Genomic DNA, 15,711 nt, shown 5'->3' on the forward strand with positions numbered 1-15,711 from the left:
CAAAGCTCCAGTTTAAAGATCTATACATATAAAAATGCGCCGTTACAGTGACTTCTGTAACGGCGCGTTTTTGTATCTTATAAGCTCATCATGGGTATGAACCCGATTAAGCTTTATGTTCCTGGTTACACTTCCATTCACATGGCACTTCATAAATCAGCTCTTCAATCGAGGTTGGGTTTAGAACCCACTCTTCATCAATATTGAACTTGCTGACCATCTGCGTGTTGAAAAGCTGCCAATGCTTAAGTAGAACATCTTCAGGAGAGGTGACCATATCGCCTTCATTCCAAGTGCTTTCCATAAAGGGAGTGAGGCATACAGCGCCGTTTGCGTACATGATCATTTGCCATTTAACTTCGTAAATGTTGATCATTTTGTCTGGGTTAGCTGCATTGTACTCAGCGGCAAGCCCGTTAATCTCTTTTTCAACATCGCCGACATTGTCGATGAAGTAATCAACTAGGTTGTCTTCTTGGCGAACAGAGTCTGAAATAAGCTGCATTGGCCTACGTGAGTGAATCATGTTGGTGAACAGACGCATGCTAAACAGGTAGATAGCGATATTTGGCGCAACATCTTTTGGCAGCTCTTCCATAATCTTACTGATGTAAGACTGAAAATAATCGTGTAAACAATCACTTATTGCATGCCAAATCTTTTCTTTGCTACCAAAGTGGTGGCGGATAAGGCTATGCGAGACGCCTGCCTTTTCACTGATGTTTCGCAGTGATACACGATCGTAGCCAAAGTCACAGAACATGTCTGCGGCAACGCTCATGATCAAAAAACGCGTCTCTTCGGCGTCTTTTGCACTTCTTCTACCTTGCTTCTTTTCGGTCATCTTCATTTCACATAATTACCTGATTACAACATTCTACACTGTTTTTACTGAAATAAAAAATACTGCACAAGTGGAAAGTAAAGCTTGAGAATTATTTAATATTAAATATACTGCCCACCTGTGTAATAAATCATAATAATTAAACGGAGAGGCATCATGCAGTTCAATTTGTCGATCAATGCCATATCGAGCAAGCGCATGGGAGCTGTTATTGCAGCACTATTGCTCGCAGGCTCTCTAACTGGATGTGACAAAGTTCAGTCAGAGGAAAATGTGCAGGTAATCAAGCCAGTCAAGCTGTTCGAAATCCCACAACAGACTGATATTGATCTCGATAGCTTCATTGCAAAGGTTGATGCAACCGACCGTGCGGCACTTTCTTTCCAAGTGGGTGGAGATATAGAAACCTTCGATGTTCGTATGGGACAAGAAGTGAAGAAAGGTCAGGTGTTAGCCGTATTAGACGCGACGGATTACCGTATTGCCGTTGACGCAGCCCAAGCTAAATTTGATCTGGCGAACAGCCAATACAAACAAGCTTCTGAGTTGTATGCGAAAAAACTGGTCAGTACCGATTACTACGACCAAGCCGTAAACACCTTTACTGCCGCTGAAGTTGAGTTGGACCAAGCAAAAACAAACCTTGGCTACACTACCTTAGTTGCTCCATTCGATGGCGTGGTATCGATGGTGTTTGGAAAGCAATATCAATTGATCGCAGAAAAGCAGCCTGTACTGAATATTTTGAATCACAGTGAAATGGATGTGACGTTTTCAATTCCAGTATCAAAGCTTGAAGACCGTTCTATTCAAGACCTAACGAGCTCAAACATGTGGGTTGTGATGGACAGCCACCGCGGCATTCGTATCCCGACTCGCTTTAAAGAAATCTCAACGCAACCAGATGAAGATACCAACAGCTACCAAGCGGTTGTGTCTATCGAAAAGCCAGAAGGCATCAATCTACTTTCTGGTATGACAGCGCAAGTTGAAGTTCAGAAAAGTAAATCTGACTACGGCATTGGTATTGTGGATTCAGCTTGGTTAAACAAAGACGTAGGCCATGGTGAACTATGGCGTTATAACCCTGACTCTCAACTGATTTCTAAAGTACAAGTCCTTCTTGATGAGCAAGGCAAGGTTATCGACGGATTGTCGTCTGGTGACCTTATCGTTGAAGCGGGTGTGGATGTGTTATCAGACGGACAACAAGTAAAAGCTTGGCTTCGTGAGGGCGGTATTTAATGAACCTTTCAAAATTATCAGTTGTTGTCGCGTCGGTTCTGTTACTTCAAGCCTGTAACAATGAAGCTGTACACCGTGAACAACCACCTTTGTTGGTTTCTACCTTTGAAGTTGGCGCACCGCTTACTAATCAGTTCAGAAGTTTTAATGGACAGGTGATGCCAGCTGAATTGACTCCCGTGGCATTTAAGCTAGCAGGCGAGATTCAACAAGTATTAGTAGAAGCGGGCGACAATGTCGAAAAAGGGCAGTTATTAGCCACCTTAGATAACGCAACGTACGTCCAAGATCTGACTGATGCTCAATCTCAATTCAAACTGGCGAGCAAACAGTTGGCCCGTGGTACTGAGATGTTTGGCAGCGAAATGTTATCGCAATCAGAACACGACCAACTGACGGCTAACTACAAGCTCGCATCGGCGAATTTGGCGGCGGCAAAACGCAAGCTAGGTTACACAGAGCTTTTAGCGCCATTCTCAGGAACAGTCTCAACTGTCGATAAGCAACGATTCGAAAATACGACGCCTGGAGAAACACTACTGAGTGTGTACCAGAACGACAAGGTGTATGTGCGAATTCAAGTATCAGATTCGATCTTGGCGTCAATTAGCCCAGACATGCGTTCAAATAGCTATCGTCCTGAGGCGACCTTTGGCGGTCACACAGGCCAATATCCACTGACGTATCTAGAACACACCAGTGAACTGCACCCACAATCCCGTACCTACGAATTTTGGATGCAGATGCAGCAGCCTGAAAGTGAAATTCTGCCGGGCACGAGCGTTACGGTCAATGTAGATATGGCGAAAGCGGGCCTGAGCGATGTTCAAGGCTACCAATTACCAATGACAACGCTAGAAGCGGGCTCTGAAGCGAATCAGTTCTATGTGTGGAAAATGGAAGACGGACAAGCATTCAAAAGCGAAGTAGAAGTCGACAAGATCAGTGGCCAAGGCGCACTCATCGCTCATGGTGTTGAGCAAGGTGAGCTACTCGTAAATTCGAATTTAAGAAAACTCCGTGACGGAATCCAATTGTCAGGAAAAGCAGAATGAACATCGCAGAATATTCAATAAAGAACAAAGTAATCAGTTGGCTGTTTCTAGTCATTTTGGCCATTGGCGGTGTGACGTCTTTTGGTAATCTATCCCGTTTAGAAGACCCAGCTTTTACCATTAAAGATGCAATGATTATTTCAACTTACCCTGGCGCTACGTCAATGGAAGTTGAAGAAGAGCTGACTTACCCACTAGAAAAAGAGATAAGACAGCTTCCGTACATCGACAAGATTACCTCGACATCATCGAACGGTATGTCCCAAATTATGGTCAGTATGAAGATGGACTACGGTCCAGACGAGCTGCCTCAGATCTGGGATGAAATGCGCCGTAAGATCAACGATCTACAACCAACACTGCCAAGTGGTGTAAATTCCGTTCAGATCATCGATGATTTTGGTGATGTGTTTGGTGTGATGATCATGCTGACCGGTGATGGTTACGATTACGTTGAGCTCAAACAGTACGCAGATTACCTAACGCGTGAAATCGAACTGGTCGACGGTGTCGGTAAAGTAAGCATTGCAGGTGACCAACAAGAACAACTGTTTGTTGAGATGTCACTGGAACGCTTAGCCGCATTGAACCTAGATATGTCGACGGTTACGTCACTGCTAGCACAGCAAAACAGTGTGGTATCGGCAGGCGAGGTGATGCTGAATGGTCAAAGCCTTACGATCAAGCCAAACGGCACCTTAAGCACGGTTGAAGAACTAGAAAACCTGATCATTCATGGTCGCGATACAGGTAACCTGATTCGCTTGAAAGATGTCGCTGAAGTAACTCGTGGTATTCAAGAAAAGCCGGGCAATGTATTAACGTACAACGGTAAACCAGCAATCAACTTGGGTATTGCGTTCTCTTCTGGTGTAAACGTGGTTGAGATTGGTAAAGCACTGGATGCGGAACTGGCTCGCCTAGAAAGCATTAAGCCAGCGGGTGTAGAACTGAATTACTTCTACAACCAAGCGCAAGAAGTAGACAAATCTGTGGCTGACTTCTTAATCAGCCTAGTTGAAGCGGTAGCCATCGTTATCATTGTATTGTTGTTCGCAATGGGCTTACGCAGTGGTTTGATCATCGGTTTGGTTCTTCTATTGACGGTATTCGGTACCTTCATCCTGATGGATTACAACGATGTTGAACTGCACCGCATCTCTCTGGGGGCACTGATCATCGCGCTGGGTATGCTGGTGGATAATGCGATTGTTGTCGTTGAAGGTATTTTGGTGGGCTTGAAGAAAGGCAAAACCAAGCTTCAAGCAGCGAAAGACATCGTCAAGCAAACACAATGGCCACTGTTAGGTGCGACCATTATCGCTATCACAGCGTTTGCACCGATTGGTTTGTCGAAGGATGCGACAGGCGAATTCATGGGTTCACTGTTTTGGGTACTGTGTTTCTCACTGTTTTTGAGTTGGGTAACTGCACTAACACTAACGCCATTCCTTGCCGAGATGTTGCTTAAAGAAGAAGACAAGGTTGATGAGAACGAAGACCCATACAAAGGCATCCTGTTTGTGGTATTCGGTGCGTGTCTGAAAGTAGCACTTCGATTTAGATGGCTTACTGTAGTTAGTATGGTCGCTCTATTAGCAGTTTCTGTCGTCGGTTTTGGTATGGTGAAGCAGCAGTTCTTCCCGCCGTCAAATACCCCAATGTTTTACGTAGACATGTGGATGCCAGAAGGCACCGATGTTCGTGAAACGATCAAGCAGACAGAAAAAGTTGAAAGCTACATTCGCCAGCAAGACGACGTGGAGTTTGTAACGACAACGGTTGGGCAGGGCATGCAACGTTTCGCACTGACTTACCAACCAGAGAAAAGCTACGAAGCGTACGCCCAGTTACAAGTAAGAACCACTGACCGCGACACTATGTTTAAGGCTCTAGCGGCGCTAGACAAAGACTTAGCGAACGAATTTGAGCAACCAACGTTCCAGTTCAAGTTGATTGAGTTTGGTCCGTCACCCGCTTCAAAAATTGAAGCGCGTATTATCGGTGCCGATCCACAAGTACTGCGTAACATTGCAGTTGAAGTCGAAGACATCTTGCTTGCCGATCCAGGCTCTCGAAATGTTCGTCATGACTGGCGTGAACGCACTAAAGAACTTGTACCACTGTTCAACGAATCTAAGGCTCGTCGCCTAGGCATTTCAAAAACTGACTTGTCTGAGACATTACAGATGGCGTTTGGCGGTTACAACATCGGCCTACTGCGTGATGGTACTCATATGTTACCTATCGTGGCGCGTTTACCGGAAGAAGAGCGTTTTGATTTTGAATCACTGAACAATGTGAAGATTTGGAGCCCATCACTACAAACTTACATCCCAGTTGAGCAAGTGATTGATGGCGTAGAGCTTCAATGGTCTGAACCACTGATTCAACGTCGTGATAGAAAACGTACGCTAACCGTACTGGCTGATCACGATGTGTTGGGTGATGAAACGCCAGCGAGTCTGTTTGCTCGTGTGAAACCAAAGGTAGAAGCATTAGATTTACCAGAAGGCTACAGCATTAGCTGGGGTGGTGAGTACGAAAGCTCTAAAGATGCGCAAGAATCTCTGTTTGGCTCACTGCCAATGGGTTATTTGCTGATGTTTATCATCACGATGCTTCTGTTTAACTCGGTTCGTAAGCCGCTTGTGATTTGGTTTACGGTTCCACTCTCTATCATTGGTGTTTCAATTGGTCTGTTAGGTACCAATATGCCATTCAGCTTCACAGCGTTCCTTGGCTTATTGAGTCTAAGCGGCATGATTTTGAAGAACGGCATTGTACTGCTTGACCAGATCAACAGTGAGCTATCAACAGGTAAAGACCCATATTTAGCGGTTGTCGACAGTGCGATTAGTCGTGTACGACCGGTATCTATGGCAGCATTAACGACTATCTTGGGTATGATTCCTTTGGTATTCGATGCATTTTTCGGCTCGATGGCGATTACCATCATGGCAGGCTTAGGCTTTGCTACCGTACTAACGCTAATAGTAGTACCGGTGATGTTCGCTATTTTATACAGAATCAAACCGTCCACTGCGGGTTATTAGGGAATGATATAAAACAGATTCTTTTAAGCCAGCCCAGTCAAATTTGACTGGGTTTTTTATGCGTGTTGTCCCGTCCTGAAATGTGTTGACACGTGAGAGCGGTAAGAGGGTACGAATAGGCAAGCATTAAAAAATCCGCTACTCAATGGGCAAGCGGCTTTAAGAACAATAGGGCGATTCTAAATTGCTAGCCGTATGTCTAACTCAATCGGCTTTGGCATGGCTAAGTGGTAGCCTTGATACATATTGAAGCCTAAGCCCTGCATCGCTTCGAGTTGTTGTTGGGTTTCAATACCTTCAATCACTGTCTTTGCGCCAATTTGGTTTGCAAGATCAAGTACTAACTCCATTTCTCGAGTGTCGCCTTGTTCAAAGTCCAACATAACCGAGCGGTCTATCTTGATGATATGAGGGTTAATGTGACGAACGCGTTGTTCGGTTGATGCTTGTGTTCCAAAATCATCGACCGCTATTTGAAAGCCATTATCCGCAAGAGAAAGAGCGGCATCTTTCAAACGCTCTTCACTTTCTGCGTTCAACTCTACCAACTCCATCACTATCTGTTCGCATGAAAGGTTCAGCTCGTGAAGGCGTTTAGCTAACAAGCTATCGCTGACCTTTTCTGCAGCAAACAACTCACCAACGTTTGGAAGAACGTTCAAAAATAGATGTAAATGACGGATTGTCGATTGTGCGAAGTTACGGATATGAATCGCTCGACTCAACCTCTCTACATTGATTTTGTCTGTGCTTGAGGTTTCGTCGGAATGGAAGAAGTGATCAGGACGAACAATATCACCTTTGTTATTTGAAATGCGCACCAAAGCCTCAACACCTATTTGAGTCATAGAAGAGTCGAATATAGGTTGATAGACGCTCCTAAGCGTCAGGTCTTGGTATTTCGCAATAAACTGCATATCAGCATCTACGGATATACAGCTAATAAATTCACTTCTGTCTGATAAAATCATAGTCGCTAGTAAAGAGGGCTTATTCAATGGCGGACGTACATGTCGCGCCTGTCACAATATTGACAGGTGTAAGTAAATTGTCAATTAATAAAAACTCATTTGTAGAGTCAATATTTAAATAAATATAATTAACGAAAAAACAGCATGATAATTGATATTAGTCATTAAAATTACTTATCATTCACCATTAATAATGACTATTGTGAATTTAATCTCTGAGTAATCTATCTCATATCAACACCAATCAATATAAGCTTTCAACGCTAATACACCAGGTGAAAGTAAGGATAAAGCCTCAGGTTATGGGGGAATGTCAAAGTTACATTATTAACAAACAACTCTGTTTGCATATAAATGATATCTACTTCTCAAAATATGAACGATGAGCTGATAAGTTATTATTTTATCGAAGATAAATTTTGATTGATTATTGGGTAGGGCTTGAGTTGGGTTTTATAAAATATTGGGATGGAGGTCTAACTATTTACTTTCAAGACTGATTAAAAAAGTTGACCCGTATTCTTACTGCCATTGAAGTACTGCGTAAAGTTGCAGGTATTTACGAACCAGTTGTTGATTTCCTGACCGCTTTAAAGGGTGTCCAAATTTAATGAAGCAAGGGCTGATTTTAAAATTATTATTTAAGTCAGTAGCGAATTGAGAATCACTCTCTCTTAGCGTGATACCTTGTTGGCTATATTCCGTGATCTCGTCTGGGAGTTCACCCATCCACCAATGCAATAATTCACCACTGTTTTTACTTCGGCTAATCCAATGGTCGGAGACAATGATCAAAACGTCATTGGGTTGAATGGAAAATCCATACTCTTGTTGCCAATTATGGATGTCCAACATTAACTTTCTACGACAGGTTTTCCCGGCGCTCACCATATGATGACTGATCATCCAAACGGTACCAATTTCGGAAGATATTCGGAAGTGTCGAGGCGTTTCGCCAGAAGAAAGCATTTCAAGTGGGCTGATGTTGCTTGCATGATTAAAGCTAACGAAGGTGTGCTCCATTCGGCGGGCAAATGCCTTACCTATATGGTGCTCACTGATCCCTTGATTGTGCACCGTAGGGTAGTGGCGTTCACAGAGCTTTAGGCAATCGTCTTGAAATTGATTAACGCTTTTAATCACTAGATCTAATAACAATGAAGTCCCTTATACACAGCTACTATCTTATTGATGGGCAATAGTACGGTAATTGCGGTTCCGTTACCTATCGTCAAAGTGCGAGTTCTTGATCTCTCTATCAAAATTAACCATTGCTGAGTGATTTTATGGATAGCACTGGCGCTCTACAGGTCTGTATTCTAAATTATGAGGAATTCTAGCTAGTTACCTCGACTATAGTCTAGTCAGCAAATCACAATTGATCTACTTACTCTTTATTTGGAAACATTCATGACCATTCAATTAGATTCGAAACAAAAGTCTGAGCTTACTCATACGCTCCAAAAGTACCTGCAGGATGAACTCGATGTGGAGCTTGGTCAGTTCGACACAGAATTCTTGGTCGATTTCATAAGTAAAAAGTTTGGGGCGGTTTACTACAACAAAGGGATAGAAGACGCTCAAAAAGTCATGGAACGTAAAATGTTAGATATCTCAGATGAGCTTTACGAGATCGAACAAATCGTTGAAATCTAACGTTTAGCCCAAACTTGTTCAAATAATTTGAATAACTCGTTTAATTTGAAATGATGTTACCAATGTAAAGCTTGGTAAATAATATGTTACACAAACTTGGTGTAGGGTACGCTTTTCGAAACTACACTACTCGTTAACATTCGGAAGAGATGCATGGACAACAACGTTAGAAATTACAACCCTTTAGCAAGAGCGATGCATTGGATTTCAGCTCTCGCGGTATTTGGCTTATTTGGTGTAGGCCTGTGGATGGTTGATCTTTCATACTACAGCGAGTGGTACAAAACAGCGCCAGACTATCACCGCTCGGTAGGCATTCTTTTGGCTGCCGTTACCGTTATCCGCTTGGTCTGGAACCTAGTTACCGCGTCACCTAAAGTGGAAGGTAAAAGCTATGAAGTTGCAGCAGCGAAGATCGCTCACGGCTTCATGTACATCAACTTAGCGGTTTTGTTTATTTCAGGTTATTTGATTTCGACATCAGATGGCCGCGGGATAGAGGTATTCAATTGGTTCACTGTACCAAGTATGGGCGAACTGTTTGCAAACCAATCTGATCTCGCAGGTACGGTTCACTACTATGCTGCATGGGTACTGATCATTATGGCATCAGTGCACGCCTTAGCGGCGATAAAACACCACGTTATCGACAAAGACGATACGCTACGAAAAATGATAGGAGCTTCAAAATGAAAAAGTCAATTATCGCTACAGGATTAGCATTTGCAATGGCAATGCCTTTCGCTGCGAACGCCGCTGATTACGTGATTGATACAAAAGGTGCGCATGCTTCAGTTAACTTTAAAGTTAGCCACCTAGGTTATAGCTTTATCCAAGGCCGTTTTAACACATTCTCAGGTGATTTCTCATTTGATGAAAGCAACGTTGAAGCATCAAAAGTAAACGTAACTATTGATACAACAAGCCTTGATTCAAACCACGCAGAGCGTGACAAGCACATCCGTAGCTCTGACTTCATTGATGCAGGTAAATTCTCTGACGCTACTTTCAACAGCACAAAAGTGGTTGATAAAGGCAACGGCAAACTTGAAGTAATGGGTGACCTTAAGCTTCACGGCGTAACTAAGCCAATCGTTATCGAAGCTGAATTCATCGGTGCTGGTCAAGACCCTTGGGGCGGTGAGCGTGCTGGTTTCGTGGGTACAACTCGTCTAGAACTTGCTGACTTCAACATTCCAGTAATGGGCGCTTCAAGCTATGTAGACATGGAACTACACGTTGAAGGCGTAAAAAAGTAATCTAGTTTTCTAGCTCTCTGACAGGTATCAACATTATTTAGAAATATCAAAAGTTTGGTCGATACTAAATAGGTCAGCAGTTAGAAATAGAGAAAGGCGCAAAGTTTTCACTTTGCGCCTTTTTTATTGAGATAAATGGCAACGCGTTTAGGTCTGTTTTGTGTCAAACCGTTTAGTACGTTAAAAGCCACCATTTGCCTCTAGCCAGTCAACGTTGCCATGACTGAGTTATCTAATTGAACTACTAATCCCTAATAGTTCAACTTACGATTAGTTAAGCTGTTTCTAGTTCAGCTTGAGGAACCACGTTTAGTCGGTCACCGTAGATTGGACGCAGTGCTTGCATCACTTCAATGCGAGTCAACACACCCACCATCACGCCATTTTCTAACACTGGAAGCATATGTGGTTGGCTTACTTTCATCGCTTTTGCACGCTCTTCTAGAGAAAGAGATGTCAAGCGAGTTGCGAAGCCCATGCTTGTCGTCGGGTACAGTTGCTCTTTGTCGATGCATAGGAACTCAGCAACGTCTACTAGCTTGTCGTTTGCATCGATTGCCACAACGTCACGGCTCATTAGGTCTACGACTTTTTGGCCTTTAGTTGGGATGTAATCTTGGCACCAAAGGTCAACCATTACGTCATGAACAGAGAAGATACCCACTAGACGGCCTTCAACATCACAAACAGGAGCGCTAACAAGTTGCGCGTCTAAAAGTGTATCAATCGCGACTGATGTTGGCATTTCAACGCTCAATGTAATTGGTTGAGTGTTCATGATTTGCTTGATAGTAGTTGCTGTATTCATAGTAATTTCCTTAACTGACGTAATTTCTGTTGTTTGTGTAATAGCGGTAATTTTTGCTGCTTTAAGTTGTGGGCGACGGTAGATACTCCAGTTGGCTAAGCCGACCAATACTGAACCACCTACGATGTTGCCGATTGTCACTGGTATTAAGTTTGCTGTGACAAATTGCATGACGTTTAAGTCTGCGTACTGCGCTGGTGTTGCACCGATTTGCATCCAGAAGCTTTCCGGGGCGAATGTTTGAATCGTGATGCCTAGAGGAACCATGAACATATTCGCCACACAGTGTTCAAAGCCTGAGCTTACGAACATTGCAACGGGTAACACGGTCATCATTGCTTTGGTCATTGCGTTAGCAGAGCTGAACGTTAACCAAATCGCTAAACATACCAACAAGTTACAAAGCACACCCAAAGCAAACGCTTGAACTGGGCTGTGGTGCAGCTTGTGTTGAGCAATGTTTAGAGCGTTTAAGCCCCATTGGCCGCCATCCAGTTGATATAAGCCTGCTGCGCTTACCAAAGCCAATAGGAACATGGCACCGATAAAGTTGCCGACATACACTTTGCCCCAGATAGACAGCATCTTAGTGAAGGTGATTTGCTTGTTAGCCCATGAGATGCTGGATAACACTGAGCTGGTAAATAGCTCACCACCGCAAATCACAATCAAGATCAAACCCATACTGAATGCAAGACCGCCGGCTAAGCGACTCAATCCCCATCCAGCATCAGCGCTGCCCGTGGTTACCGTGATGTAGAACAAAAAAGCAAGCCCGATGAATGCGCCAGCCATGATTGCCAAACTCAATGTCATGCTGCTGGTTTTATTTGCTTTACTTAATGCAAACTTCTCTGCTTCCGCCATCATTTCTGTTGGTGAGAACAGTTGATGATTTTCAGAAGTGCTGGTTGCCATATCCCCCCCTTGAACAATCCGTCATGTGTAATTCCTAGTGTTAATGACTTGGTTAATCCGTAATGGTTAATCAGTAATGTTTTGCAGGGCTCGTTGTGTCCTGCCATTCCAGATTAGGGCGTTGATGGGTAGAGGTAAAATTGATAATTTTTAGAAACCACATCAAATTTATTGATATAGATTGGGTTACGCGTAGAATGAAATTGATTGCTCATTGGCTTTATAAAAAACGAGCATCAGGACACAAATAATTAAAAGCATTAAGGATGAATTTTGCGTTATTCATTAAAGCAACTCGCGGTATTTGATGCAGTAGCAGACTCCGGGAGCGTTAGTCAGGCAGCAGACAAATTGGCGTTGACTCAGTCGGCGACAAGTATGTCTCTTGCACAGTTGGAAAAAATGCTCGGCAGGCCTTTGTTTGAAAGGCAGGGCAAGCAAATGGCCCTGACTCATTGGGGCATGTGGTTAAGACCAAAAGCGAAGCGTTTACTGCAAGATGCGCAGCAAATTGAGATGGGTTTTTACGAGCAGCATTTGTTGAGTGGCGAACTCAAACTCGGTGCAAGCCAAACACCAGCGGAACACCTAGTTCCTGACCTCATCAGTATTATTGATAACGACTTTCCTGAGATGCGAATCTCGCTCGGCGTACAAAGTACCGATGCGGTTATTGATGGCGTATTAGATTATCAATATGACTTGGGTGTTATCGAAGGTCGTTGTGATGACAACCGAGTTCACCAAGAAGTGTGGTGTACGGACCATTTAACGGTGGTTGCATCGGCTCATCACCCGTTTGCGAAGCGTGAACGAGTAAGCTTGGCGCAATTAGAACAAGCAAAATGGGTATTACGTGAACATGGTTCGGGTACTCGCAAAGTTTTTGATAGCTCTATTCACCATTTAATTGGTGATCTTGATGTTTGGCGAGAGTATGAACACGTTCCTGTTTTAAGAAGTTTGGTTGCAAACGGCCCATATTTAACGTGTTTACCTTATCTCGATGTCGAACAGTTTGTTGAGTCTGGTCAACTGGTCACATTAAATGTCCCTGAGCTTGAAATGGAAAGAACCTTGTCCTTTATTTGGCGTGCAGATATGTCTGAGAACCCACTTGCTGAGTGTATTAAGCGAGAAGGTAAGCGCATGATGAAAGGCAAGCCATCGGTTCTGTAACGATAAATTGATAAAATACTGATAACCAAATATGTTGAATAAGCGATTTCGGTCTCTATCTAGTGATAAATAAACATCTGCATACATTATTAATGTGATCGTGATCGGCTAAATAAGGGCTATCTTCCCATAGTATGCTTACTTGATTTTAAGTGAGGCTAAATCCGGTTGCGTTCAATTACGTAATTAGGCTTTAGAAATAGTATGAGTACATTAGTCGCGATTTCATTAACAACAGGTATTTTGTCAGGTCTATGGGGATGGATTGCTATCTCTTTCGGCTTATTGTCATGGGCAGGTTTCTTAGGTTGCACCAGTTACTTTGCTTCGCCAACAGGCGGCGTTAAAGGACTAGCAGGTAGCTTATTGACCAACATGACTGGCGTATTCTGGGCAATGGTGATTATCGAAAGCTCAACCTTCGCAGGGTTAGAGATTTTAGGCTACATGATTACTGCTATTGTGGCTTTCTTTATGTGTATTCAAGCGAAACAAGCGTGGTTAGGTTATATCCCAGGCACCTTCATTGGTTGCTGTGCGACGTTTGCTGCAGGTGGTGATTGGCAACTTGTAGTGCCATCTTTACTGCTTGGTGGTGTATTTGGATACTTGATGAAAGCAACGGGGCTATGGCTTCACGAGAAATCGACTCAATCTTCGGAAGTTGTTGAACAACACGCTAAACAGGCAAAGGCTTAATTCGTTAACCTAACCTTAGTTAGTCACTGCGAACTCTTGCAAGATAACCCCCAATTAATTTGTATATCGATTTATACAGGCACACCGTTTGGTGTGCCTTTTTTGGTTGAGGCGACTAGCTAAATATTTCATCAGTAGAGCAACTGATAGCATCTATAAAACAAATTATGTTTAGGTATTTCCATTCGCCATGGTGATCACGCGTTTTAATGTCCACCTTAATAAAAGCGGAATGCATTCTTGTCCTTGATTCTCGCAATGAGAAACAATGGCGAGTGCAAGGTCGGGTTTTGCATGTTTCTTCAATACCTTGGCAACCACTTTCTTTGGAGGGATAGGGTGATCGTATGGAATCTTAACCATGTCACGGAAAAAGCTCTCAAATCCATTCATATATAGGTAATGCTCGATATCTTTATCTGGCAGTTCCGTGAGTCGATGTCTTTCCTGATCATTACCAAGCTTCGATAGCACCGTTGCTGCGTATTTTTTACCCGCCGCATCGCCGTCAGTTACCACATGCCAATCGATGCCAAACTCTTGCGCGACCTTAATCAGTGCCTTAAGTCCTGATTGGGCGAACTCAATAATCTGCACACCTTCTGCTGCTAGGTTATAGCCACATTGGTTGGCAAGTTCATTGAACAACCAAACCTCGGTTTCACCTTCTACTAATAGCCAACAGCGAGCAAATAGTGCCCCAGAGCGGTGGAAGCGGATATGAAAACCAATTCGTCGAAGTTCATCCTTACTGAAATGGTTCATGTTGAGTTGATTGGCGATGGTTTTGTCTGACTGACGAACCAAGCGACGAATCGATTGAAGTGGGACCGCCGCAAGTAGGTCGCCACTGTTGGTGGTCAGGATTTTCTGCATGGGCAATTTCTGCATCAAGCTCCAAGCCCTTGCCAAGTGTGTTGGGTGCAATCGACCTTCTGGATCTTCAAGGATCAACAGAGGGCGCGCACATCGCCTTAAGTCGTTTGGCCCTTTAGCTTGTAGATAAGCGTTAAGTAACCCCATGAATAATAAGCGAGTTTGTTTGTTCTTGGTCTCTTCGACGAGTTGATGAATACTCTGGTCATTGGTACCCGCAGAATAAAGCAATCCGTCTCGCTGTTTTCTAGGGTTACGACGAGAAGTACTTTTGAAAGAAAAATAGTGCTCAATCAAACTTTGCATCGACTCTAGGCTACTGCGCATTTCACCTTTATTAACATGTCCGGGTATCGCCATAAGACGGCGGCAGGTGTTGTCTATTCGTTTTTCTATTCTTGCTTGTCGACCATTACCGTTATTGGCGCCGTTTCCATTTGTTGTGCCATTGCTCGTGTGATGGTTCCCGTTCCCGTTTGAATTTGCATTAGTTGCGTGAACATTAGTCGGCAGGTGAGCATTGTGGTTAAGGGACTTGCCGTTGAAAGGACGATCAAAGTGCCTTGCATCACGCAAACGGATAACGGGATGTAAGGTCATTAATTCTTGAGCAAGCTTTTCTGAATGATGAAGCTTGAGCGGATTACCGTCCAAACCAAGAAATGCATAGTCTGTTGTTGTCTCATACTGTTCTAACGTCGCGCTGATGCGATAGTAGATGCGAAATACGCCAAATTCATCTTGAACCCAAATAGGTTTGAGTTTGCGATAACGACCTGCGTTAAGTTCGCTCTTATCGTTAGCTTTTAAAGCGAGAACAATTTGAAGATGTTGAGACTGCGGGTGTGAAACAGAGTAATCGACATGAAAATCGGTCATTTCAAAGTGATATGGCACACCGTCTGAGGGCAGAATGACGGAAAGGGCATCCAATAATGAAGACTTACCCCAAGTATTTTCACCAATAAGCGTGGTTAGCTCGTCAAACGCGAGTGACATGCGCTTGATACCTCGAAAGCCAGAAATCTCGATTCTTTCTAGTTGCATAGGCTTACTCCTAACGGAAGGCTCTGCTAATTATTTGAAAGCTAACAGATATCTTTAATCATAATCGAAAAATCCAAATCCGGTATGCTCACCTGTCA

At 43.5% G+C, this 15,711-nt stretch carries 13 protein-coding genes; 8 read left to right on the top strand and 5 right to left on the bottom strand.

Features of this window, described 5'->3' with window-relative positions:
• Window positions 1–106: 106 nt before the first annotated feature.
• On the bottom strand, window positions 107–850 hold the full coding sequence (locus F0229_RS08120; protein ID WP_017069888.1) for a TetR/AcrR family transcriptional regulator: 744 nt from the start codon (window positions 848–850) through the stop codon (window positions 107–109).
• 150 nt (window positions 851–1,000) lie between these two features.
• Between F0229_RS08120 and F0229_RS08125 the strand changes: the two genes are divergently transcribed.
• The 3 genes from F0229_RS08125 to F0229_RS08135 are packed head-to-tail and all read left to right on the top strand — an operon-like array spanning window position 1,001 to window position 6,200.
• Complete coding sequence (locus F0229_RS08125; protein ID WP_017064636.1) at window positions 1,001–2,089, top strand: efflux RND transporter periplasmic adaptor subunit; 1,089 nt, start codon at window positions 1,001–1,003, stop codon at window positions 2,087–2,089.
• Complete coding sequence (locus F0229_RS08130; protein WP_171732602.1) at window positions 2,089–3,144, top strand: efflux RND transporter periplasmic adaptor subunit; 1,056 nt, start codon at window positions 2,089–2,091, stop codon at window positions 3,142–3,144. Before F0229_RS08125 ends, F0229_RS08130 begins: the two co-directional genes overlap by 1 nt.
• Entirely contained in the window at window positions 3,141–6,200 is a 3,060-nt protein-coding gene (locus F0229_RS08135; RefSeq protein WP_171732603.1) for an efflux RND transporter permease subunit, read from the top strand. Before F0229_RS08130 ends, F0229_RS08135 begins: the two co-directional genes overlap by 4 nt.
• Before the next feature lie 179 nt (window positions 6,201–6,379).
• Here F0229_RS08135 and F0229_RS08140 read toward each other — a convergent pair whose 3' ends face one another.
• Both F0229_RS08140 and F0229_RS08145 read right to left on the bottom strand, forming a co-directional pair.
• Window positions 6,380–7,117 carry an EAL domain-containing protein gene (locus tag F0229_RS08140; protein WP_029235240.1) on the bottom strand — a complete coding sequence of 246 codons (738 nt, stop codon included), beginning with the start codon at window positions 7,115–7,117 and terminating at the stop codon, window positions 6,380–6,382.
• Window positions 7,118–7,693: 576 nt separating this feature from the next.
• A complete protein-coding gene (locus tag F0229_RS08145; RefSeq protein WP_017069925.1) occupies window positions 7,694–8,329 on the bottom strand; it encodes a hypothetical protein in 636 nt (211 codons plus the stop codon).
• A gap of 252 nt (window positions 8,330–8,581) precedes the next feature.
• Between F0229_RS08145 and F0229_RS08150 the strand changes: the two genes are divergently transcribed.
• From F0229_RS08150 to F0229_RS08160, 3 genes are all read left to right on the top strand, one after another.
• A complete protein-coding gene (locus tag F0229_RS08150) occupies window positions 8,582–8,827 on the top strand; it encodes a DUF2164 domain-containing protein (protein WP_017059821.1) in 246 nt (81 codons plus the stop codon).
• 153 nt (window positions 8,828–8,980) lie between these two features.
• The gene (locus F0229_RS08155; RefSeq protein ID WP_171732604.1) at window positions 8,981–9,520 is read left to right on the top strand and encodes a cytochrome b; all 540 of its coding nucleotides are present in this window, start codon (window positions 8,981–8,983) and stop codon (window positions 9,518–9,520) included.
• Entirely contained in the window at window positions 9,517–10,086 is a 570-nt protein-coding gene (locus tag F0229_RS08160) for a YceI family protein (RefSeq protein WP_017064630.1), read from the top strand. Before F0229_RS08155 ends, F0229_RS08160 begins: the two co-directional genes overlap by 4 nt.
• Before the next feature lie 274 nt (window positions 10,087–10,360).
• Here the strand turns inward: F0229_RS08160 and focA are convergent, their stop codons facing one another.
• Window positions 10,361–11,812 carry a formate transporter FocA gene (gene focA / locus F0229_RS08165; protein ID WP_017064629.1) on the bottom strand — a complete coding sequence of 484 codons (1,452 nt, stop codon included), beginning with the start codon at window positions 11,810–11,812 and terminating at the stop codon, window positions 10,361–10,363.
• A gap of 273 nt (window positions 11,813–12,085) precedes the next feature.
• Here focA and F0229_RS08170 point away from each other — a divergent pair, with 273 nt between their 5' ends.
• On the top strand, window positions 12,086–12,991 hold the full coding sequence (locus F0229_RS08170; RefSeq protein WP_017064628.1) for a LysR substrate-binding domain-containing protein: 906 nt from the start codon (window positions 12,086–12,088) through the stop codon (window positions 12,989–12,991).
• Window positions 12,992–13,195: 204 nt separating this feature from the next.
• Entirely contained in the window at window positions 13,196–13,690 is a 495-nt protein-coding gene (locus F0229_RS08175; RefSeq protein WP_017059817.1) for a DUF1097 domain-containing protein, read from the top strand.
• Between the two features lie 171 nt (window positions 13,691–13,861).
• Here F0229_RS08175 and F0229_RS08180 read toward each other — a convergent pair whose 3' ends face one another.
• Complete coding sequence (locus F0229_RS08180; RefSeq protein WP_171732605.1) at window positions 13,862–15,613, bottom strand: ATP-dependent endonuclease; 1,752 nt, start codon at window positions 15,611–15,613, stop codon at window positions 13,862–13,864.
• Window positions 15,614–15,711 lie beyond the last annotated feature (98 nt).

Source organism: Vibrio sp. AIC-3 (assembly GCF_013114515.1).
GTDB classification, from domain to species: domain Bacteria; phylum Pseudomonadota; class Gammaproteobacteria; order Enterobacterales; family Vibrionaceae; genus Vibrio; species Vibrio crassostreae_C.